General features: G+C 56.9%; 21 protein-coding genes and 1 pseudogene. 16 read left to right on the top strand and 6 right to left on the bottom strand.

Annotation, left to right across the window (positions count from 1 at the left end; translation table 11 throughout):
- The first annotated feature begins 10 nt into the window (after positions 1-10).
- The gene (gene rhtC / locus ACX3P5_RS19655) at positions 11-634 is read left to right on the top strand and encodes a threonine export protein RhtC (protein ID WP_458969155.1); all 624 of its coding nucleotides are present in this window, start codon (positions 11-13) and stop codon (positions 632-634) included.
- A gap of 214 nt (positions 635-848) precedes the next feature.
- Positions 849-1658 (top strand): DUF1460 domain-containing protein, encoded by an 810-nt coding sequence (locus ACX3P5_RS19660; protein WP_458969201.1) that lies wholly within the window; start codon positions 849-851, stop codon positions 1656-1658.
- Positions 1659-1719: 61 nt separating this feature from the next.
- On the opposite strand, the gene rhtB is transcribed toward ACX3P5_RS19660, so the two are convergent.
- Entirely contained in the window at positions 1720-2343 is a 624-nt protein-coding gene (gene rhtB / locus ACX3P5_RS19665) for a homoserine/homoserine lactone efflux protein (RefSeq protein ID WP_094120799.1), read from the bottom strand.
- 113 nt (positions 2344-2456) lie between these two features.
- Here rhtB and pldB point away from each other — a divergent pair.
- Both pldB and yigL read left to right on the top strand, forming a co-directional pair.
- Positions 2457-3434: pseudogene (pldB, locus tag ACX3P5_RS19670) on the top strand (lysophospholipase L2); the annotation flags it as partial.
- 66 nt (positions 3435-3500) lie between these two features.
- Entirely contained in the window at positions 3501-4301 is an 801-nt protein-coding gene (gene yigL / locus ACX3P5_RS19675) for a sugar/pyridoxal phosphate phosphatase YigL (protein WP_233985638.1), read from the top strand.
- 49 nt (positions 4302-4350) lie between these two features.
- Here yigL and glpT read toward each other — a convergent pair whose 3' ends face one another.
- Positions 4351-5691 carry a glycerol-3-phosphate transporter gene (gene glpT, locus ACX3P5_RS19680; protein WP_336756908.1) on the bottom strand — a complete coding sequence of 447 codons (1341 nt, stop codon included), beginning with the start codon at positions 5689-5691 and terminating at the stop codon, positions 4351-4353.
- A gap of 374 nt (positions 5692-6065) precedes the next feature.
- Here glpT and ACX3P5_RS19685 point away from each other — a divergent pair, with 374 nt between their 5' ends.
- On the top strand, positions 6066-6929 hold the full coding sequence (locus ACX3P5_RS19685; RefSeq protein ID WP_233985635.1) for a carboxylate/amino acid/amine transporter: 864 nt from the start codon (positions 6066-6068) through the stop codon (positions 6927-6929).
- A gap of 330 nt (positions 6930-7259) precedes the next feature.
- Here the strand turns inward: ACX3P5_RS19685 and ACX3P5_RS19690 are convergent, their stop codons facing one another.
- Together ACX3P5_RS19690 and metR are read right to left on the bottom strand one after the other, a co-directional pair.
- The gene (locus tag ACX3P5_RS19690) at positions 7260-7739 is read right to left on the bottom strand and encodes a YehS family protein (protein ID WP_336756907.1); all 480 of its coding nucleotides are present in this window, start codon (positions 7737-7739) and stop codon (positions 7260-7262) included.
- Between the two features lie 83 nt (positions 7740-7822).
- Positions 7823-8749 (bottom strand): HTH-type transcriptional regulator MetR, encoded by a 927-nt coding sequence (gene metR, locus ACX3P5_RS19695; RefSeq protein WP_233985633.1) that lies wholly within the window; start codon positions 8747-8749, stop codon positions 7823-7825.
- Between the two features lie 138 nt (positions 8750-8887).
- Here metR and metE point away from each other — a divergent pair, with 138 nt between their 5' ends.
- Positions 8888-11158 (top strand): 5-methyltetrahydropteroyltriglutamate--homocysteine S-methyltransferase, encoded by a 2271-nt coding sequence (metE, locus tag ACX3P5_RS19700; RefSeq protein ID WP_233985632.1) that lies wholly within the window; start codon positions 8888-8890, stop codon positions 11156-11158.
- Between the two features lie 59 nt (positions 11159-11217).
- Here metE and ACX3P5_RS19705 read toward each other — a convergent pair whose 3' ends face one another.
- On the bottom strand, positions 11218-12051 hold the full coding sequence (locus ACX3P5_RS19705; protein WP_233985631.1) for a dienelactone hydrolase family protein: 834 nt from the start codon (positions 12049-12051) through the stop codon (positions 11218-11220).
- Between the two features lie 302 nt (positions 12052-12353).
- Between ACX3P5_RS19705 and udp the strand changes: the two genes are divergently transcribed.
- The 10 genes from udp to tatD all read left to right on the top strand — a co-directional run bounded on the left by udp (position 12354) and on the right by tatD (position 21768).
- Positions 12354-13115 (top strand): uridine phosphorylase, encoded by a 762-nt coding sequence (udp, locus tag ACX3P5_RS19710; RefSeq protein WP_031375022.1) that lies wholly within the window; start codon positions 12354-12356, stop codon positions 13113-13115.
- A gap of 97 nt (positions 13116-13212) precedes the next feature.
- Complete coding sequence (locus ACX3P5_RS19715) at positions 13213-14481, top strand: tetratricopeptide repeat protein (protein ID WP_336756903.1); 1269 nt, start codon at positions 13213-13215, stop codon at positions 14479-14481.
- 85 nt (positions 14482-14566) lie between these two features.
- Positions 14567-16066 (top strand): DNA recombination protein RmuC, encoded by a 1500-nt coding sequence (gene rmuC, locus ACX3P5_RS19720; RefSeq protein WP_233985629.1) that lies wholly within the window; start codon positions 14567-14569, stop codon positions 16064-16066.
- 75 nt (positions 16067-16141) lie between these two features.
- On the top strand, positions 16142-16900 hold the full coding sequence (ubiE, locus tag ACX3P5_RS19725) for a bifunctional demethylmenaquinone methyltransferase/2-methoxy-6-polyprenyl-1,4-benzoquinol methylase UbiE (RefSeq protein WP_094120807.1): 759 nt from the start codon (positions 16142-16144) through the stop codon (positions 16898-16900).
- Positions 16901-16911: 11 nt separating this feature from the next.
- Positions 16912-17517: a ubiquinone biosynthesis protein UbiJ gene (gene ubiJ, locus ACX3P5_RS19730; RefSeq protein ID WP_233985628.1), complete on the top strand. Its 606-nt coding sequence runs from the start codon at positions 16912-16914 to the stop codon at positions 17515-17517.
- On the top strand, positions 17514-19151 hold the full coding sequence (ubiB, locus tag ACX3P5_RS19735; RefSeq protein ID WP_336756898.1) for a ubiquinone biosynthesis regulatory protein kinase UbiB: 1638 nt from the start codon (positions 17514-17516) through the stop codon (positions 19149-19151). The genes ubiJ and ubiB overlap by 4 nt, the downstream gene beginning before the upstream one ends.
- A 111-nt stretch (positions 19152-19262) precedes the next feature.
- The gene (tatA, locus tag ACX3P5_RS19740) at positions 19263-19517 is read left to right on the top strand and encodes a Sec-independent protein translocase subunit TatA (RefSeq protein ID WP_094120809.1); all 255 of its coding nucleotides are present in this window, start codon (positions 19263-19265) and stop codon (positions 19515-19517) included.
- A 3-nt stretch (positions 19518-19520) separates the two neighbouring features.
- A complete protein-coding gene (gene tatB / locus ACX3P5_RS19745) occupies positions 19521-20138 on the top strand; it encodes a Sec-independent protein translocase protein TatB (protein ID WP_336756895.1) in 618 nt (205 codons plus the stop codon).
- Positions 20138-20896, top strand: coding sequence for a Sec-independent protein translocase subunit TatC (gene tatC / locus ACX3P5_RS19750; RefSeq protein ID WP_233985623.1), 759 nt, complete (start codon positions 20138-20140; stop codon positions 20894-20896). The genes tatB and tatC overlap by 1 nt, the downstream gene beginning before the upstream one ends.
- An 89-nt stretch (positions 20897-20985) precedes the next feature.
- A complete protein-coding gene (gene tatD, locus ACX3P5_RS19755) occupies positions 20986-21768 on the top strand; it encodes a 3'-5' ssDNA/RNA exonuclease TatD (RefSeq protein ID WP_458969156.1) in 783 nt (260 codons plus the stop codon).
- Here tatD and rfaH read toward each other — a convergent pair.
- Positions 21765-22253, bottom strand: coding sequence for a transcription/translation regulatory transformer protein RfaH (gene rfaH / locus ACX3P5_RS19760; protein WP_094120813.1), 489 nt, complete (start codon positions 22251-22253; stop codon positions 21765-21767). The two genes, tatD and rfaH, sit on opposite strands and share 4 nt — an antisense overlap.
- Positions 22254-22334 lie beyond the last annotated feature (81 nt).

The following is a 22334-nucleotide window of genomic DNA, read 5'->3' on the forward strand; positions in this document are numbered from 1 at the left end:
GACACTGCATATGCTGATGTTATTCGCTACCGTGGCGCTGGTTCATCTGGTGGCTCTGATGAGCCCCGGCCCCGATTTCTTTTTCGTGTCTCAGACTGCCGCCAGCCGATCGCGCAAAGAGGCGATGATGGGCGTGCTGGGCATTACGCTCGGGATTGTGGTCTGGGCCGGTGTGGCGCTGATGGGCCTGCATCTGATTCTGGAGAAAATGGCCTGGCTGCATCAGATCATTATGGTCGGCGGCGGCCTTTATCTGCTGTGGATGGGCTGGCAGCTGATGTGCTCAGCGCGTCAGCGTCACAAACAGCCGCAGCAGGATGAGCCGGTGGTTGAGCTGCCGAAACGCGGCATGAGCTTTATCAAAGGGCTGCTGACCAATCTGTCGAATCCGAAAGCGATCATCTACTTCGGCAGCGTATTTTCCCTGTTTGTCGGTGACGACGTCGGTGCAGCGGAGCGCTGGGGGCTGTTTTTACTGATTGTCGGCGAAACCTTTGCCTGGTTCGCGCTGGTGGCTGCCATTTTCGCGATGCCGTGGATGCGCAATAAGTATCAGCGGTTAGCCAAGTGGGTGGATGGCATGGCAGGCGTGCTGTTTGCCGGCTTTGGTATTCATCTGATCATCTCTCGTTAATCCCGCCAGGTTATGCCGGAGCGCGCGTGGCGCATCCGGCATACACTTCACTTCTCCTCTCCCCGATATTTCATCTGAGTGACGGCTGTTACGCTCGGCGTCTGCCGATGGCGCGCTGTTGTAACCGCAGATAAATAGTCACTATTGGTTAATCAATGAAACCATCACCTCCGGTAAGGTCAGGTCTGCGGACTGTTTTTTCATGGAGAGGATGATGAGAGTCAACACCGCGTTATTGCTATTAGTGACGGCTTGTCTCAGCGCCTGCGCCTCGCACGATGCTGCCGATTACCGAGCCCCTGAATCGGCGAAAGCGGATAAAGTGTCGATGATCCTGGCGCAGGGGCTTCCGACGTCAGACCAGCAGCAGGGTGAAAGGATTAGCCAGATTTCTGCTGCTTTTCTCGGGACACCCTATCAAGCGAATACGCTGACAGGTTCGCCTGATACCCCTGAAGTGCTGGTGATCAATTTCAACGGTGTCGATTGTTTCACGCTGCTGGATTACGTGCAGGCGCTGAGCCGCAGCCACGATCGGGCCAGCTTTGAGGCTAACCTGATTCGAACCCGCTACGTTGACGTTGAGGTCAGCTATCTGAAGCGACGCCACTTTTTCTCCGACTGGTTCGCTGACCGTCCGCGCAATGCCAATGACATCACCCGCACCCTCAGCCCACAGGCGGTGACGGTAGTGAAGCAACTCAATCGTCAGGCCAACGGAACAGAACGGGTGCCGGGCCTGGGTGTGATATCACGCCACATTACCTACATCCCGGCCCAGGCAATCACACCTCAGGTGCTGGAGCAGATCCAAACCGGCGATTATGTAGGCGTTTACGCCACCCAGCAGGGGCTGGATGTCTCCCATGTGGGGATTGCTGTCCGGCATGATGGTCAGTTGTGGTTCAGGAACGCCTCCTCCCTGGCCGCCAATCGCAAAGTTGTCGATACGCCATTCAGGGAATATATGCGTTCAAAACCGGGCATGATGGTACTGCGTGCGGTGCCACTGACAGCGCCGTAGCGAAGAAGGGGAAGAAGGGATAATCTTTCGCGCCGACCTGAGTGCGTCGGCGCGTCAGGGATTAAGCGATTTTTCTGGCGCTGGCCAGCAGCGCACCCACCGCCATAAACAGCCCGCCAAAAATACGGTTCATCAGCTTCATCTGCTTCGGCCCTTTGATCCAGCCTGCAATGCGCGTCGCTAACGTGGCGTAGCCAATCATCACGATAATATCGACCACCACGGTGGTGACGCCCAGCACCAGATACTGCATCAGCAGCGGCTGGTGTGGCTGGATAAACTGCGGAAACAGCGCGGCAAGAAAAACGATGCTTTTCGGGTTGGTCAGGTTGACCAGCACCGCGCGTTTGAACAGGCGACGGCGTGGCATCGCTTTAGCCACCGCATCAAGATCGATGCCGCCCGCGGACCGCCACTGCTGAATGCCGAGCCACACCAGATAGGCGGCACCGGCCCATTTCAGGATTTCAAACGCCAGCAGCGACTGGGAAAACAGCGCCCCCAGACCGATACCCACCAGCACGATGTGCAACGCCAGGCCGACCTGCAAACCGGAAATAGAGGCCACCGTGCCGCGATAGCCGTGGCTGATGCCGGTACTCATGGTGTTGATTGCGCCGGAACCGGGCGACAGGCTTAAAATTGTGGTGGTCAGCAGATAGGTCAGCCACCATTCGATGGTCATGGGTTGCGCTCTCTTTGGCGGCAGAATTGTGACACAATACGCCAGAAATAAGCGCGGCGCTATGGCCGACGTACCGCATTAAAGACTCTTTTTTCCGGTCATCAGGGGGGCGAATGAATCAACATAAAGCCAGTTGGTTGCAACGAGAAAAAGCCTTTGCTGCCTTTGCTACCGGGCCGCTGCTCGACTTCTGGCACCGCCGTGAGGAACGTGAGTTTATCGGCGTCGGGAATCTCACTCTGCGCTATGTGCGTTTCACCTCTCCGCAACATCGGCGTGTCATCCTGATCGTGCCTGGCCGCATTGAGAGTTACATAAAATATCCTGAGCTGGCGTACGATCTGTTTCATTGTGGTTTCGACGTGGTGATCCTCGATCATCGCGGTCAGGGCCGATCCGATCGTTTGCTGGAAGATTCACACCGTGGTCATGTGGCTGAATTTACCCACTACGTCGACGATCTGGAAACGCTCTACCTGAAAGAGATTGTCAGCGGTCACTACCAGCAGCGTTATGCACTGGCCCACTCTATGGGCGGGGCGATTTTAACGCTGTTTCTGGCGCGCCAGCCGCAGGCTTTCCATGCGGTTGCGCTGGTGGCACCGATGTTTGGCATTGCGCTGCCGTTGCCCTCTTTCCTGGCGCACCGGATCCTCGACTGGGCTGAGAAACGGCCGGCACTGCGTGATGGCTACGCGCTGGGTACCGGACGCTGGCGTGCGCATCCGTTTGGCATCAACCGGCTGACGCACAGCGCCGAGCGTTATCGCCGCAGCCTGCGTTTTTATGCGGACGATCCGGCGATTCGCGTGGGTGGCCCGACGTATCACTGGGTGCGCGAAGGCATTCATGCGGGTCGCAACATCATCAGCCAGGCCGATAAAATCACTACGCCGCTGCTGTTGCTGCAGGCCAGTGATGATCAGGTGGTGGATAACCGCTCGCAGGATCTCTTTTGTGCTGCCATGGCGGCGGCAGGTCATCCGTGCGAAGGGAATAAACCGCGCGTGATTAACGGTGCGCGTCATGAGATCCTGTTTGAAAAAGACAACATGCGCGCCGAAGCGCTTAATGCAGTGATCGACTTTTTTCATCGCATCGCTGACGTTCATTACCCGACTGGCTTCGGCCAGCAGAATCAGATACCCGAGGTTTTCATGTACCACATCGTTGCATCCGATCTGGATGGCACGCTGCTTTCTCCCGAACATCGCCTGACGCCTTTTGCGCGCGAAACGCTGCAACAGCTAGTCGCAAAGGATATTCATTTCGTGTTTGCCACCGGCCGCCATCATATTGATGTCGGACAGATGCGCGATAGCCTGGCTATCCCGGCGTACATGATCACTTCCAACGGCGCACGGGTGCATAATGCTCAGGGCGAGCTGGTGTTCAGCCATAACCTGGACGAAGACATCGCGAATGATCTGTTTGGTCTGCAGTATCATCACAGCGATATTCTGACCCACGTTTACCGTGATGATGAGTGGTTTGTCAGCCGTTCCCGTCCCGCTGAGCAGGATTACTTCCGTGAATCGGTATTCAACTATCAGGTCTATGAACCGGGTCTGTTGCCGACCGATAACATCAGTAAAGTCTTTTTTACCTGTGAAGATCCTGAGCATCTGATCCCGATGGAGCAGGCGATTGAAGCGCGCTGGGGCGATCGGGTTAACGTCAGTTTTTCACTGCCGACCTGCCTCGAAGTGATGGCGGGTGGCGTATCGAAAGGGCATGCGCTGGAGGCCGTAGCGAAGCAGCTGGGCCATACGCTGCATAGCTGTATCGCCTTTGGCGACGGCATGAATGATGTGGAGATGCTGAGCATGGCGGGTAAGGGCTATATCATGCAGAACGCCCATCAGCGGCTGAAAGATACCTTGCCGGAGCTGGATGTGATCGGTTCGAATGCCGATGATGCGGTGCCACAGACGCTGCGCACGCTCTACCTTTCCTGAGGATATCGCGCAAACAAAGGGCCGGTTAACCGGCCCTTTTTTATTGCCGTCAGGCCAGTTTCTGCTTGTGTTTATGCTCGCTGACCATGGTCAGCAACAGCAGGATCACCGCCAGTACGCAGCCGGCAATCATCACCAGAAAACCGCCGTCCCAGCCAAAGTAGTCAACGGTGTAACCGACAATGGCGCTGGCCGCCACCGAACCGCCCAGATAACCAAACAGGCCGGTAAAACCTGCGGCGGTGCCGGCGGCTTTCTTGGGTGCCAGCTCCAGCGCGTGCAGGCCAATCAGCATTACCGGACCATAAATCAGGAAGCCAATCACGATCATACAGGCCATATCAACGCCAGGATTGCCCGCCGGGTTCAGCCAGTAAATCACCGTGGCGATCGTCACCAGCGTCATAAAGAACACGCCGGTGGCCCCGCGGTTACCGCGAAACACTTTGTCTGACATCCAGCCACATAACAGCGTGCCCGGAATACCGGCATACTCATACAGGAAGTAGGCCCAGGAGGACTTATCCAGCGTGAAGTGCTTCACCTCTTTCAGGTAGGTCGGCGACCAGTCGAGAATGCCGTAGCGCAGCAGATAGACAAAAACGTTCGCCAGCGCGATGTACCACAGCAGTTTGTTAGGCAGCACATATTTCATGAAGATTTGCTTAGCAGTTAACTCCTCTTCATGACTGGCATCGTAATCTGGCGGATAGTCGTTTTTATACTCTTCGATCGGCGGCAGGCCACAGGATTGGGGCGTGTCGCGCATCAGGGCAAACGCGAAGAGCGCAATCAGGATGGCACCAAAGGCGGGCATATAGAGTGCCGCTTTCCAGTCGTTGAACCACGCCATGCCAAGCAGGAACAGCAGCGGTGGCAGGCCGCCGCCGACGTTATGGGCGCAGTTCCACACCGAGACAATGCTGCCGCGCTCCTTCTGCGACCACCAGTGCACCATGGTACGACCGCACGGTGGCCAGCCCATGCCCTGGAACCAGCCGCAGACAAACAGCAGCACGAACATCACCATAATGCTGGAGGTGGCCCAGGGCACGAATCCCATAAACAACATCACCGCCGCGGCCAGGATCAGTCCGGCTGGCAGGAAGACGCGCGGATTCGAGCGATCGGATACTGAGCCCATGATGAATTTCGAGAAGCCATAGGCGATCGAAATGCCTGACAGGGCGAAACCGAGATCGCCACGTGAAAAGCCTTGCTCGACCAGATAGGGCATCGCGAGCGCAAAGTTTTTTCTGACCAGATAGTAGGCGGCATAGCCAAAAAAGATCCCAATAAAAATTTGCCAGCGCAGACGACGGTAGAGCGGATCGACGCGATCCGCTGCTACCTGCGGCTGACGTGGTGCAGGTTTAAAAATACTCAGCATCAGTGAGGCCCTCCAGGGCACATTATGGTTTTTTACATTCCCAGCGGTGGGGTCAAAAAAAGACAAAAAGAAATGGCGACGTGATGTTCCATTTCGCGCAAAGAATAAAATTAGTGACCTGACGTTACTGTGATGCGTGACACATTTGTTACAGTTTTATTACAGCGCCGAGCGAAAGTGATCACCATATGGTTTATTTCGCGCATTCGGGGAAAAACGTCGCCAGCAGGAGACGGGGATGTTACAGCGGGGTTGAGCTGTTGCAGCAGTTGCGCATTGTTTGCTTTAAAAGTTATCGGATGTAAACCAGATAGTGCAGCTGATCGACAGCACATTGTTTACACTGACGCTCTGTTAACTTCGGGGTCGTTACCGTGTTCTTATTGATCATCACCACTATTCTGTGGGCTTTTTCGTTCAGCCTGATTGGCGAGTATCTTGCCGGCCAGGTAGACAGCTGGTTTTCTGTACTGATGCGCCTGGCGCTGGCCGCAATAGTCTTTTTGCCTTTTCTGCGCTGGCGCGGTTACCGTCCCTCAACTCTGCTGCTCTATATGCTGGTCGGGATGTTGCAGTTAGGAGTGATGTATCTGCTGAGCTTTGAAGCCTACCTCTATCTCAGCGTGTCGGAATTTTTGCTGTTTACGGTGATGACGCCGCTCTATGTGACCCTGATCTATGACCTGATTAGCCGCCGTCCGCTGCGGATCGGCTATATCTTCAGCGCGCTGCTGGCGGTCGCCGGGGCGGCCATTATCCGCTATGACAAGGTCAGCGATAATTTCTGGGTTGGCCTGCTGCTGGTGCAGCTGGCGAACATCTGCTTTGCTGCCGGTATGGTGGGGTACAAGCGTCTGCAGGAGACCCGTCCGATGCCGCAGCACACCGCCTTTTCCTGGTTCTACCTTGGCGCAGTGGTGATTGCGGTCATCGCCTGGTTCATCTGGGGCAATCCGCAGAAACTCCCGACCACCTCGCTGCAATGGGGCATTCTGGTCTGGCTGGGCGTGGCCGCTTCGGGTCTCGGCTACTTTATGTGGAACTATGGTGCGACCCAGGTTGATGCCGGCACGCTGGGCATCATGAATAACATGCACGTCCCCGCCGGACTGCTGGTTAACCTGGCGATCTGGCAGGAGAAGCCGCACTGGCCGAGCTTTATCGCCGGCGCGCTGGTGATCCTCGCCTCGCTGTGGGTGCATAAGCGCTGGGTGGTGGGGCGCAGTGACCGGTTATAAGGTGAAATGGGTGCGCTGACACCGGTAAATAGCGGCTGTTGCATAGGTGCGGCCTTCCGGGCTGGCGCGCCTGATCGCAAGGAATCTCACCTCCCTGTGGGTCGGCCGGGCCATCCGGCCCGGACGCTTCGCTCTTCTGACGCGCCAGCCCTGGAGGGGTGACAGCATCATCGCGGTTAAACCGGGGATCAGAGCGAACATGAAAGAGGAGAGGGCGGGCTGAGAAGTATAGCGTCCGCCGCCGGGACAAAAACGGCGGCCGGCGCTCCAGAGATGCATTGACGCCGGCTTTACGCAGCAGCGCTCTATTGCCGACGGGATGACACGATATCAGGCAGGCTTCCCATTCTTAGGGCGCTGAATCATCGCCAGGCCTTTCAGGAAGTTACGCAGAATCTGGTCGCCGCACTCACGGTAATTTTTGTGGTCAGGTTTGCGGAAAATCGCACCGATTTCTGCCTGCGAAACGGTGAAACTGGCGCGTTTCAGCACTTCAGGGATATCCGTGGTTTTCAGATCAAAGGCGATGCGCAACTTCTTCATAAAGATGTTGTTATTCATCTTGCGCTCAATGGAAGGAGCCGGCATCTCTTCACTTTTGCCACGACGGTAAAAGATCAGGCCGTTAAGAAAGTAGCCCATCAGCACATCGGGGCAGGGACGAAACGCGGCATCTTCATCTTTTTTCAGCCACGCCTGGATATCCGTCTGCGGGACTTCACACTGCGCCAGCGCAAAAATTTCCACCATTTTGGCATCGCTCAGATCGAGCATATAGCGCACGCTGCGCAGAATATCGTTGTTAGTCATGGTGAGATCTTCTCATGGTCAGTCGACAGGCTGCGCATTATAGGGGATTTTACTGTTGCTCGCGCAGGTTTGTACCTCGCGACTTACCGCTGCATTAACGCGGCAGGCTGCAGCGCATCCCGCACAAAGGGCAGATGTTCGCAGGCGTGCTGGCGGGCAAAGCGGATAAAGGCTTCCAGCACCGGCTGACGCTGCTCGCCATCGCGCACTGCGGCATAAAGACGGCTCCACAGCCCGTCGCCCAGCGTTTTGGTCACCACCAGTCCCTGCTTCTCAAAACTCTCCACCACCCAGTGCGGCAGCGCCGCAATGCCCATCCGCGCCGAGACCATCTGGATCATCAGCAGGGTGTTATCGACGTTTTTCAGCGCCGGGCTGACGCCAGCTGGCTGCAGGAAGTGACGCCAGATATCGAGGCGCTGACGCTGCACCGGATAGATCATCAGCACCTCGTCGGCCAGATCCTCGGGTGCGATATGTTCAACCTGCGCCAGCGGATGATCCGGTGCCAGCACCAGTCGCACCTCAAAATCAAACATCGGCGAATAGAACAGCCCGGAGCGCGCCAGGATATCGGAGGTCAGCACCACATCCAGCTCGCCCTGCTGCAGCGCAGGCTGCGGATCAAAGGTGACGCCTGATTTGAAATCCATCACCACCTGCGGCCAGCTCTGACGGAAATTATCCAGCGCTGGCGTCAGCCACTGGATGCAGCTATGGCACTCAATCGCCACTCGTAAGGTGGTCTGCTGTGGTTCATGGCAGGCCTGCAACGCCTGCTGGATCTGCGGCAGCACCTGTTCGGCTAGCTGCAGCAGGATGTCGCCCTGTGGCGTGAAGCGCAGCGGCTGACTTTTACGCACGAACAGGCGGAATCCCAGCCGCTGTTCCAGATCGCTGAACTGGTGGGACAACGCCGATTGCGTCTGATGAAGCTGGGATGCCGCCGCCGCCAGCGAACCTGTATTACGCAGAGCCTGAAGCGTCCGCAGGTGCTTGAGTTCGATCATGAGAGTCCTTCACATCGAAAATGAACATATTGCGCTTGAGGAACATACAGTACCCGCAGATTATAGCGGTGTAAACATCTGGACGGCTAAACATCTTTGGCTGTCAGCCAAAGTGAAAGATTATCTGGAGAACAGCGAATGACAATCCTCAACCATACCCTCGGTTTTCCCCGTGTTGGCCTGCGTCGCGAACTGAAAAAAGCGCAGGAGAGCTACTGGGCCGGTAACAGCAGCCAGCAGGATTTGCTGGCGGTGGGCCGTGAGCTGCGGGCGCGTCACTGGCAGCAACAGAAAGAGGCGGGCATCGATCTGCTGCCGGTGGGCGACTTCGCCTGGTACGACCATGTGCTGACCACCAGCCTGATGCTGGGCAACGTGCCGGCGCGCCATCAGAATAAAGACGGCTCGGTTGATCTGGATACGCTGTTTCGTCTGGGCCGTGGCCGGGCACCGACCGGTGAGCCGGCGGCGGCGGCTGAGATGACCAAATGGTTTAACACTAACTACCACTACATTGTGCCTGAGTTCACCCAGGGCCAGACTTTCAGACTGGCCTGGACCCAGTTGCTGGATGAAGTCGATGAGGCGCTGGCGCTGGGCCACAACATCAAGCCAGTGCTGCTGGGACCGATCACCTATCTGTGGCTGGGTAAGGTGAAAGGCGAGCCGTTTGACCGCCTCTCGCTGCTGCAGGCGATTCTGCCGGTCTACCAGCAAGTCCTGGCGGAACTGGCGAAACGTGACATCGAATGGGTGCAGATTGATGAACCGGCGCTGGCGCTGGAGCTGCCGCAGTCATGGCGTGAGGCGTTCAGGCCCGCCTTTGATGCGCTACAGGGGCAGAGTAAACTGCTGCTGACCACCTATTTCGACAGCATCGGACAGAACATTGAGGTGATCCGTGAGCTGCCGGTGCAGGGGCTGCATGTCGATCTGGTACACGGCCGGGATGATATTCAGCAACTGAATCAGCAATTACCGGCCAGCTGGCTGCTGTCGCTGGGGGTGATCAACGGACGTAACGTCTGGCGTGCCGATCTGAGCCGCTGGTTTACGCGTCTGCAGCCGCTGATCGCCCAGCGCGCGCAGCTGTGGATTGGCTCCTCCTGCTCGTTGCTGCACAGTCCGATCGACCTGAGCGTCGAGACGCGGCTGGATGAGGAAGTGAAAAGCTGGTTCGCCTTCGCGCTGCAGAAATGCACCGAGCTTTCACTGCTGACGCAGGCGCTCAACCGCAACGATGCCGCGTCACTGGAGGCCTGGAGCGCGCCGATTCGGGCCCGTGCGCACTCCAGTCGCGTGCATAATGCCGCGGTCAGTCAGCGTTTGCAGGCCATCACGCCGCAGGACAGCGAACGTCACAGCCGTTACAGCGAGCGGGCAAAAGCACAGCGCCAGCGCTTTAATCTGCCTGCCTGGCCAACCACCACTATCGGCTCTTTCCCGCAGACGCCGGAAATTCGCGGCCTGCGTCTCGATTTTAAACAGGGCCGCCTCGACAGCCATCATTACCGCACCGGCATCGCTGAGCACATCAGACAGGCGATCGCTGAGCAGGAGCGGCTGGGGCTGGATGTGCTGGTACATGGCGAAGCGGAACGCAACGACATGGTTGAATACTTCGGCGAACATCTGGATGGGTTTGTTTTTACCCAGAATGGCTGGGTACAGAGCTATGGCTCACGCTGCGTGAAACCGCCGGTGATCATCGGTGACGTCAGCCGGCCGGAAGCGATTACCGTTGAATGGGCGAAATATGCCCAGTCGCTGACCGACAAGCCGGTGAAAGGGATGCTGACCGGCCCGGTGACGATTCTGTGCTGGTCTTTCCCGCGCGAAGATGTGTCGCGTGAAACCATCGCGAAACAGATTGCGCTGGCGCTGCGTGATGAAGTCGCCGATCTGGAAAAAGCCGGTATTGGCATTATCCAGATTGATGAACCAGCGCTGCGCGAAGGGTTGCCGCTGCATCAGTCTGACTGGGCTGCCTATCTGAGCTGGGCGGTCGAGGCTTTCCGCCTGAATGCAGCGGTGGCGCGGGATGAAACCCAGATTCACACCCATATGTGTTACTGCGAGTTTAACGACATCATGGATTCTATCGCGGCGCTGGATGCGGATGTGATTACCATTGAAACCTCACGCTCCGACATGGATCTGCTGGCGTCGTTTGAACACTTTGACTATCCGAATGAAATCGGTCCGGGCGTCTACGATATTCATTCGCCTAACGTACCGAGCGTCGAGTGGATGGAAGCGCTGTTACGGAAAGCGGCGAAGCGGATTCCGGAAGCGCGTTTGTGGGTGAACCCGGACTGCGGATTGAAAACGCGCGGCTGGACCGAGACGCGGCAGGCGCTGGCAAACATGGTGACGGCGGCGAAGAAGCTGCGTGATGAAACAGCATAAAAACGGGTCAGAACGGCGAGGCTGTTACGATATCGGGGCGCACAGCGCCCCTTTTTTGCTTATTGCGATGCGACGCCATACTGCCTGAACCAGGCCAGCATCCGCGCCCAGCCATCACTGGCAGATTCAGCATGATAGCTCGGACGGTAGTCAGCATTAAAGGCATGTCCGGCTTCGGGATAGACGATGATCTCCGCGGTGGCATTGGCCGCGTGCAGCGCCTGACGCATCTGCTCAACGCTCTCCAGCGGAATCCCCTCATCCTGTCCACCGTATAAACCTAACACCGGGGCGCTAAGATCGACGGCGACATCGATAGGATGCTTCTGCTGCTTCATGGTCCGATCGCCGGTCAGACGTCCATACCAGGCGACGGCCGCGCGCAGTTGCGGATTGTGCGCCGCATAGAGCCAGCTGATGCGGCCGCCCCAGCAGAACCCGGTAATGCCCATACGCCGGATATCGCCGCCGTTACGCGCCGCCCAGTTGGCCGCATGATCAAGATCGGACAGCACCTGTGTATCGGGCACTTTGCTCACCAGCTCGCTGAACAGGGTCGGGATATCGTGGTAATCGTTGGGATCGCCTTCGCGGAAGTAGAGTTCCGGAGCGATAGCCAGATAGCCTTCCAGCGCCAGACGGCGGCAGATATCACGGATGTGTTCATGGACGCCAAAGATCTCCTGCACCACCAGCACCACCGGTAACGGACCGTCGGCAGATTTCGGTCTGGCATAAAAGGCGGGCATATTTTCGCCCTGGCTTGGCACTGAGGTCTCACCGGCGTGAATCGCCGGACTGTCGGTAATAATGGTGGTAGAAGCGGTGGGCAGAACGGCAGGCGCAAAGGTCCCTGCCGCGGCTTTTTGTGTCATATTATCACTGGTTTTCATTATTCTCTCCGTGCAAGCAATGGCGCAATCACGTAACTATAGCCTGGCCGGACACCGTGCGAGCCAGACGTCGGGTAACAGAGTCAGCAGCGGACAATACCATCCACCTCTTTAACACTGTGATGAGGCCGACACAGCCCCGGCGAAGCCAATGTCAGCGAAACCGATGTGATATTGTGATAAACATCACATTGTTTTTAGTGATAAATGTAACTTTCATTTTCTTCGGTGAATGCTGTCACATATTTATCGGGCGTGCTGACGTAGAGTGACGCGCTACCTTCCCTTAACAGGAGTCTGAAATGACACAGTCTGACGTTTTCCATCTGGGCCTGACGAAAGCCGATCTGCAGGGCGCCACCCTGGCGATTGTGCCCGGCGATCCGGAGCGCGTGAAGAAGATTGCCGGACTGATGGAGGATGCCACGCATCTGGCCTCACACCGCGAATTTACCAGCTGGCTGGCTAAGCTGGACGGCAAACCGGTGGTGGTCTGCTCAACCGGCATCGGCGGCCCTTCCACCTCTATTGCGGTTGAAGAGCTGGCGCAGCTTGGCGTACGCACCTTCCTGCGCGTGGGCACCACCGGCGCTATCCAGCCGCACATCAACGTTGGCGATGTGCTGGTAACCACCGGGTCAGTGCGTCTTGACGGCGCCAGCCTGCATTTCGCGCCGATGGAGTTCCCGGCCGTGGCCGACTTTGCCTGTACCACGGCGCTGGTGGCCGCAGCAGAAGCCTGTGGCGCGAAGACTCATATCGGCATCACCGCCTCTTCTGACACGTTCTATCCAGGCCAGGAGCGCTACGACACCTTCTCCGGGCGAGTGGTGAATCGCTTCCAGGGATCGATGAAAGAGTGGCAGGAGATGGGCGTCCTCAACTATGAGATGGAATCCGCTACACTGTTAACCATGTGCGCCAGCCAGGGGCTGCGAGCCGGCATGGTGGCGGGCGTGATCGTTAACCGTACCCAGAAAGAGATCCCGGATGCGGTGACGATGAAACAGACCGAAAGCGATGCGGTAAAAATTGTGGTTGAAGCGGCTCGCCGCTTGTTATAACCCTTACTGTCAGGCAGCAGGTTAACGGCCGGACATAAGGCCAGCCTGCTGCCGGATAGCCCCGGCGCAGCCTTTCAACGGAAGCTGAGAGTGCCTGATGCGCAAGACTATTCCCGTTCGTCGTCCCGCCGTTAACCTGAATCCCGTTGCGCTCAATGCCCGTCTTGAGAGCAGTGCCGCACAGTTTCGCGCCGCCATGCAGCAGGGCGATTATGCGCAGGCTGCCCGCTACTGCGAAGAGGTGCTGCGCTATCAGCCCCATCAGATGCAGGTACTGAGCGACTACGCGCTCTGTCTGATGCGTCTCGGTCAGCATCACAAGGCCTACAAAACCTACCAGAAAATTTACCAGTCGCCACCGGCGGTGCGCGCTACCGCGTCAGACACCTGGCTGGATGGCCTGACCGAAGTGTGTGGCTGGCTGGATAAGCAGGATGAGGTGACGCGTTACGGCCTGGAATCGTTGCAGCAATCGGACGCCCGTTTCCGGCAGGGCGCGCGGGTTGCGTTTCCCGCTGCGCAGCCCGAGCCGATCGACCTCAGCCAGCCGCAGCAGAATGTGATCGCCTTCAGCCTGTATGGTGACCAGCCGCGTTACTGCGAAACCCTGATTAAAAACGTTGAGGTGGCGCCTGAGCTCTATCCGGGCTGGGTGTGTCGCATCTATCTGGATGACAGCGTGCCGCAGCATGTCTGGCAACGGCTCGATCAACCGCACGTTCAGCGGATCGATATGTCCCACGAAAAAACGTTGTTCCCGACGCTGTGGCGCTTTCTGGTGATGGACGATCCCGGCGTGAAACGCTTTATCGTCCGCGATGCCGACTCGTTGCTCTCCGAGCGCGAGGTGGCGGCGGTCAACGCCTGGCTGGCGTCGCCTTACTGGTTCCATCATATGCGCGACTACTTCTCCCATACCGAACTGCTGCTGGCCGGCATGTGGGGCGGCTGTCACGGTGTTTTTCGTCAGGTCGAACAGACCATGCGCGAATTTATTGCGCAATACCGCGGCAGCGAACGCTTTACCGATCAGTCTTTCCTCAAGACGGCGCTGTGGCCAACGGTGCGTGAAAGTGTTCTCAACCATGATGAACTGTTTCATTTTCATCAGGCGCAGCCGTGGCCAGCACATCCGCCAGTGCGCTGGCAGATGCCCCGATTTCACGTCGGCAGTAATGTCGGCTTTGCCAGCCTCACCGGTCAATCCCATGCCGCCGACGGTGCCCGTCAGCAGATAGAAATGAGCGGTGACGGCAAAAGCTGGCACTACCCGGCTCAGGTGAAAAATGGCCAATGGCTGCTGCCGATGCCCTATTTCCTGATTGATGAGTGGCAGGCCGGAAAGCTGACGGTGACCGTGCGCTAAGTGGTTGAGGGCATGTAAATATATCTGGACATTCATACAGTGCGACTCTACCTTTTCCCTCAGCAGCTTGAGTCGCGGGGAAATCATGGATCAGCACATCATTATCAGCGTCTGCCTGGCGCTCGCCGGAGCAGGGATTGGCTGGATGCTGGCACAGTTACGTGCCGGGCATCAGGCCGCCAGTTTCTTAACCGAACGCCGTCTGCTGGAAGAGGCGCAGCAGCGCCAGCAGCAGCAGATGGATCAGCTTCAGCAGCAGGCACAGCAGCGTGAACAGGAGTTACGCCAGCTGCATGGCGCGCTGAGCGGCGCCAATGAGCGTCTGCAACAGCTCGACTACTGGCGCAACGAAAGCGAACAGCTTAATCGGGAACTGCGCAACCAGCTGGAGGTTAACAGTGCCCAGGAAGCAGAACTGCGAGAAGTGACCATCCGCCTTGAAGAGACCCGCTTCGCTGCCGAAGAGAAGCAGCGTCTGCTGACCAACAGCGAGCAACGCCTCAGCGCCCAGTTTGAAAATCTTGCCAACCGAATCTTTGAAAACAGCGGCCGCCGCGTCGATGAGCAGAATCGCCAGAGCCTGGACAGCCTGATTGGTCCGCTGCGCGAACAGCTGGATGGCTTCCGCCGCCAGGTGCATGAGAGCTTCGGCGCGGAGGCGCGTGAACGGCATACCCTGACCCACGAAATCCGCCAGTTACAGCAGCTTAATGCGCAAATGGCGCAGGAAGCGCTCAACCTCACCAAAGCGCTAAAAGGCGACAACAAGATTCAGGGTAACTGGGGTGAAGTAGTGCTCAGCCGGGTACTGGAAGCCTCCGGGTTGCGTGAAGGTCATGAGTATGAAACCCAGGTCAGCATTCAGTCGGAGCAGCAGGGCAGGATGCAGCCGGATGTGATTGTTCGTCTGCCGCAGGGAAAAGATGTGGTGGTGGATGCCAAAATGACGCTGGTCGCCTACGAACGTTATTTCAACGCGGAAGATGAGGTTGAGCGTGAGCAGGCGATTCAGGAACATGTCAGCGCGATGCGCAGCCACATTCGCCTGCTAGGACGTAAAGATTATCAACAATTGCCCGGTTTACGATCGCTCGATTATGTGTTGATGTTTATCCCGGTCGAGCCGGCTTTTTTGCTGGCGATCGATCGCCAGCCAGAGCTGATTGGCGAGGCGCTGCAGCAAAACATTATGCTGGTCAGCCCGACCACGCTGCTGGTGGCGCTGCGTACCATTAATAATCTGTGGCGTTACGAGCATCAGAGTCGCAATGCGCAGCGTATCGCCGATCGGGCGACCCGGCTGTATGACAAGATGCGGCTGTTTGTCGATGACATGAGCGGCATTGGTCACAGTCTGGATAAGGCGCAAATCAGCTACCGTGAAGCGATGAAAAAGCTGGCCGAAGGGCGCGGCAACCTGATTGCGCAGACGGAAGGTTTTCGTGCGCTGGGGGTCGAGGTTAAACGTTCGATTAATCCTCAGCTGGTGGAGCGGGCAATGCCGGAACATCCGGCTGCCGAAGAGCCGGATCATGACGACGATACGGATGACAGTGACATGCGTGTGAGACGCCTCCACGAATAGTATGGGCGTAGCGTGCCTGACTTCCGTGACTCTGATACACTTCGGGAAGTATTGTTTGTGGAGCAGGTAAAACCGATGGCAGATGAATCACAGCAGGAAACCACCCATTTTGGCTTTCAGACGGTCGCCAAAAGCGAAAAAGCCGACAAAGTTGCGGATGTGTTTCACTCCGTAGCGGCAAAATATGACCTGATGAACGATTTGATGTCCTTTGGCGTCCATCGTATCTGGAAGCGTTTTACCATTGACAGCAGCGGCGTACGTCGCGGACAGCGCGTGTTGGATCTGGCCGGCGGTACCGGCGATCTGACGGCTAAATTTTCTCGCCTGGTGGGCGAAACCGGCCAGGTTGTACTGGCTGATATCAACAGTTCGATGCTGAAGATGGGCCGCGAAAAACTGCGCAATCTTGGCGTGGTCGGTAACGTCAATTACGTCCAGGCCAATGCAGAAGCTCTGCCGTTCCCGGATAACTACTTCGACTGCATCACCATCTCCTTTGGTTTACGCAACGTAACGGAAAAAGAGAAGGCGCTGGCCTCGATGTTCCGTGTGCTGAAGCCGGGCGGACGCTTACTGGTGCTGGAGTTCTCCAAACCGGTGATCGATCCACTGAGCAAAGCCTATGATGCTTACTCCTTCCATATTCTGCCGCGCATCGGGCAACTGGTGGCGCAGGACGCAGAGAGCTATCGCTATCTGGCCGAATCGATCCGTATGCATCCCGATCAGGAAACCCTGAAAGCGATGATGAACGACGTCGGTTTTGAAAATACCACTTACTCCAATATGACCGGCGGCATTGTGGCCTTACACCGTGGATTTAAGTTCTGAGTGAGATGGTGATGAAGCTAACGCCCTTGATTACCGCGGGCCTGGAAACCGCGCTGAACCGCATGTTGTATCGCGATCGCGGCCTGAAGGCGGCACGGCAGCGTCTGACCGGTAAGGTCCTGACGTTGCGTCTGAGCGAGTTTTCCCATCCGCTGGTGCTGGTGTTCAGTGAACAGCAACTGGATGTGCTGGCTGACTGGCAGGACAACAGTGACTGTACGGTGATTACCTCTCTGAAAACCTTGCCGAAGCTGCGTGACCGCCAGCAACTGACGCCGCTGATTCGCAGCGGTGAGCTGCAGGTGGAAGGCGATTTGCAGGTGGTACAGCAGTTTTCCGCGCTGATGGATCTAGCCGAGCTGGACCCGGCAGAGTATCTGGCGCCCTGGGTTGGTGATATCGCGGCCCAGGGCATCAGTCAGGGCGCGCAGCGGGCATTCCGGCTGGTGAAAGGCGAAGTCGGGCGTCGACAGGATGACCTCGGTCAGGTACTGACCGAAGAGTGGCGTGTCGCGCCAGGCTCGCTCGAATTAGCCTGGTTTTCTGAGGAGGTAGACGCGATGGAACGTTCGCTTGAGGCGCTTAATGCGCGTCTGGCGCAGCTGGAGGCAAAATGAGTTTTGGAGAGATCCGCCGCTTATATTTGATCATGAAGGTGTTTTTGTCCTATGGCCTTGATGAACTGATTCCCAACACGCGCCTTACTCTTCCGCTTCGCCTGTGGCGTCGCTGCATTTTCTGGTTACCTAATCTGCATCCGCACGAACCGACCGGTGCGCGTATGCGCATGGCGATGGAGCAGCTGGGACCGGTCTGGATCAAGTTTGGTCAGATGCTGTCGACCCGCCGTGACCTGTTCCCGCCAGCTATCGCCGATCAACTGGCAATTTTGCAGGATCGGGTTGCGCCGTTTGATGGCGTCAAAGCCAAAGCACAGATCGAAGCCTCTATGGGCGCACCGATTGAAACCTGGTTTGATGATTTTGACATCAAACCGCTGGCGTCAGCCTCGATTGCCCAGGTTCACACCGCCACGCTGAAATCGACCGGCAAGAAAGTGGTGATTAAAGTCATTCGCCCCGATATTTTGCCGGTGATCAGAGCGGACATGAAGCTGATCTACCGCCTGGCGCGCTGGGTGCCGCGTCTGCTGCCCGACGGTCGTCGTCTGCGTCCGGTGGAAGTCGTACGCGATTATGAAAAAACTCTGCTTGATGAGCTGAACCTGTTACGCGAAGCCGCCAACGCCATTCAGTTACGCCGCAATTTTGAAGACAGCCGGATGCTCTACGTGCCGGAAGTCTATTCCGACTACTGCAGCGAAACCATGATGGTGATGGAACGTATTTACGGCATTCCGATTTCAGATGTTGCCACGCTGGAACGGCACGGCGTCAACATGAAGCTGCTGGCAGAGCGTGGCGTGCAGGTGTTCTTTACCCAGGTGTTCCGTGACAGCTTCTTCCATGCGGACATGCATCCGGGCAACATTTTCGTCAGCTATGAGCATCCGGAAGATCCGCAGTATATCGGCATCGATTGCGGCATTGTCGGCTCGCTTAACAAAGAAGATAAGCGCTATCTGGCGGAAAACTTTATCGCCTTCTTCAACCGCGACTACCGCAAGGTGGCGGAGCTGCACGTTGACTCAGGTTGGGTGCCGCCCGATACCAACGTTGAAGATTTTGAGTTTGCGATCCGCACCGTCTGTGAGCCGATTTTTGAAAAGCCGCTGGCCGAAATTTCGTTTGGTCACGTGCTGCTGAATCTGTTCAATACGGCGCGTCGGTTTAATATGGAAGTTCAGCCGCAGCTGGTGCTGTTGCAAAAGACCCTGCTGTATGTGGAAGGGATTGGTCGTCAGCTCTATCCGCAGCTCGACCTGTGGAAGACTGCCAAGCCGTTCCTGGAAGACTGGATCAAAGATCAGGTCGGCCTGCCCGCCATTATCCGGGCAGTGAAAGAGAAAGCGCCGTTCTGGGCTGAAAAGTTACCAGAACTGCCGGAACTGTTTTATGACAGCATGCGTCAGCATAAACTTCTGCGGCACAGCGTTGACAAATTAGTGGGCGATCTTAATGCGCAGCGTACCCGGCATCATCAGGCACGCTATCTGTTTGGTGTCGGTGCGACCTTGCTGCTCAGCGGCACGGCAGTGCTGCTTTCACGACCGGACTGGGACCTGTTCCCGGCGGTGTTGATGGCGGCGGGCATCGTCTCATGGTTAATCGGCTGGCGTAAGACAAACTGATTGTCACTTCAGCCTAAAACACGGTAATGTCGCTGGCTCAGTCCCGAATTGAAAAGGGCGCTCTGTGGTGCATTACCGCATCGTTTTTCACAGAATATTAGAGGCTATCTCATGGGCGGTATCAGTATTTGGCAATTGTTAATTATTGCCGTGATTGTTGTACTTCTGTTCGGTACCAATAAATTGCGTAATCTGGGTTCAGATTTAGGCTCCTCGATTCGTGGCTTCAAAAAAGCCATGGGCGACGAGGATGACAAAAAGGATCAACCGAAAGAGCAGGACGCTGACTTCAACGCCAAAACGCTGGCGGACAAACAGCAGACTTCGGCGACCAAAGAAGACGTTAAGAACGACAAGCAGGTGTAAACCGTGTTCGACATTGGCTTTAGTGAACTGGTATTGGTGTTCGTGATCGGGCTGATTGTACTCGGCCCGCAACGTTTACCGGTTGCGGTGAAAACCGTGGTCGGCTGGATCAGGGCGATTCGTTCGCTGGCAGCCAATGTGCAAAACGAACTGGCGCAGGAGCTGAAACTGCAGGAACTGCAGGACAGCCTGAAAAAGGTGGAAGAAGCGGGCCGCGGCACGCTATCGCCTGAGCTGAAAGAGTCGATGGAAGAGTTGCGTAAAACCGCGGATTCAATGAAACGCTCGGTCAGTCAGAGCATCGACATTGAAAAAGAGGAAGACGAAGCCAACACCATCCACTCGCCACAGCACAGCGCGCCGCAGCCGGCGGCAAATCATCCTGCATCGGCAGAAACGGCGCCGACGCCTGCGACGGCTGACCATCAGGCCAGCGCACCGGCCCAGGCACCGGCACAGCAACCGGCTGCGCCGGCTGTTTCAGCCGGGAATCCGTCCCCGGCTTCGGTAGCCAGCGCGCCAGCCCAGGCGCCGGTGAGCGCTGACGTCGCTCCGGTGAACAAACCTGACTCCACCACACGCACTTCCGCCTCTCCCTCTTCTGCAAGTGATGAACGATAATGGCCGTTGAAGATACCCAACCGCTCATCAGTCATCTGATTGAGCTGCGTAAGCGACTGCTGAACTGCATCATCGCCGTATTGGTGATATTCCTGGCGCTGGTCTATTTTGCCAACGATATCTATCAACTGGTGGCGGCGCCGCTGATCAGTCAGATGCCGATTGGCTCCAGCATGATTGCCACCGATGTGGCTTCACCGTTCTTCACCCCGATCAAACTGACGATTATTGTGTCGGTGTTTCTGGCGGTGCCGGTGATCCTTTATCAGGTCTGGGCGTTTATCGCGCCTGCGCTCTATCGTCACGAACGTAAACTGGTGATGCCGCTGCTGTTTTCCAGCACCGTCCTGTTCTATGTCGGCGTGGCGTTTGCCTACTTTATCGTCTTCCCGCTGGCGTTTGGCTTTTTCACCAAAACCGCGCCGATTGGCGTCACCATGGCGACTGACATCACCAAATACCTCGATTTCGTCATGACCCTGTTTATGGCGTTTGGCGTGGCGTTTGAAGTTCCGGTGGCCATCGTGCTGCTGTGCTGGACCGGCATTACCAGCCCGGACGATTTGAAAAAGAAACGTCCCTATATTCTGGTCGGGGCGTTTGTGGTCGGCATGTTACTGACGCCGCCGGACGTTTTTTCCCAAACTTTGCTCGCTATTCCGATGTACTGCCTGTTTGAAGTCGGCGTATTCTTTTCCCGTTACTATGTGGGGAAAGGCCGTCGGGCGCAGGATGAAGAGCATCACTCCGAATCCTGACGCGATCTTTACGCCCCGCACCGGCGGGAAGAGATCAATCCGAACCGCCCTCAGGGGCGGTTTTTGTTTAGTAAACTGTGGGAAAAATTATGTTTGATATCGGTGTAAACCTGACCAGCACGCAATTCGCCTCCGACCGGCCAAAGGTGGTTAAACGCGCGCGCGAAGCGGGCGTCACCGGGATGCTGATTACCGGCACCAATGCGCTGGAGAGCCAGCAGGCGCAGAAACTGGCTGAAGATCAGCCGGGCTTCTGCTGGTCCACCGCGGGCGTCCATCCGCACCACGCCAGTGAATGGTCAACGGAGATCGCCAGCACGCTGCGCCGGCTGGCGGAGAAACCGGAAGTGGTCGCTATCGGTGAATGCGGGCTCGATTTTAACCGTAACCTGTCAGCCCATGAGCAACAGGAGTATGCGTTTGAGGCGCAGCTGGCGCTGGCAGCCGAACTGAATATGCCGGTGTTTCTGCACTGTCGCGAAGCCCATGCGCGCTTTGCGGCGATCGTTGCGCCCTGGCTGCCAAAACTGCCGGGGGCGGTGATCCACTGCTTTACCGGCACGCGCGAAGAGCTGGAAGCGTGCCTGGCGATGGGGTTATCGGTGGGGATTACGGGCTGGGTCTGCGATGAACGCCGCGGACTTGAACTGCGTGAAATGCTGCCGCTGATTCCGGCTGACAAGCTGCTGCTGGAGACCGATGCGCCCTATCTGCTGCCGCGCGACATGCGCCCGCGGCCAACCTCTCGTCGTAATGAGCCCTGCTTTTTACCGCATATTGTGAATCAGGTGGCGACATGGCGTGGCGAGAGTAGCGAGGCACTGGCGGCCCGCGTCGATCAGAATGTGCGTACGCTGTTCAGACTGGCTTAAATCTTGCGGAACTGCTTGTTATCCACGCTGCGCATCACCTGCTTATTCAGCAGATTGAGCAGCAGGATGGAGCGGGTTTCGCCATCCGGTTCGGCAAAGATGGCACGCAGTCCTTCAAACGTTCCTTCGGTGATGACCACTTCATCACCGATTTGTGGCGTTTCAGGATCGAGCATAATCTGCGGCACGTCGGTTTCCAGCGCTTCAATCACCGCTGGCGGCACCGTGGCGGGCGTGGTACCAAACCGCACAAAATGGCTGACGCCGCGCGTACTGCTGATGGTGGTGGTATGAATCGCTTCCGGATCAAATTCAATAAACAGATAGTTAGGAAACAGCGGTTCACTCACCGTGGTGCGTTTACCGCGCACGATCTTTTCCAGAGCGATCATTGGGCTGAGGCAATTCACTTCTTGCCGCTCCAGATGCTCCTTCGCGCGCAATAGCTGACCACGTTTGCAATAGAGTAAATACCAGGATTCCATAACCGCTCCCATCGAATGGACGCTAAGAATAGCAAACCTGCTGCCAGAGTTATAGCGCATCGGGCAGGGGAAAAGCGCACC

This window comes from Pantoea sp. S-LA4, from assembly GCF_054482835.1.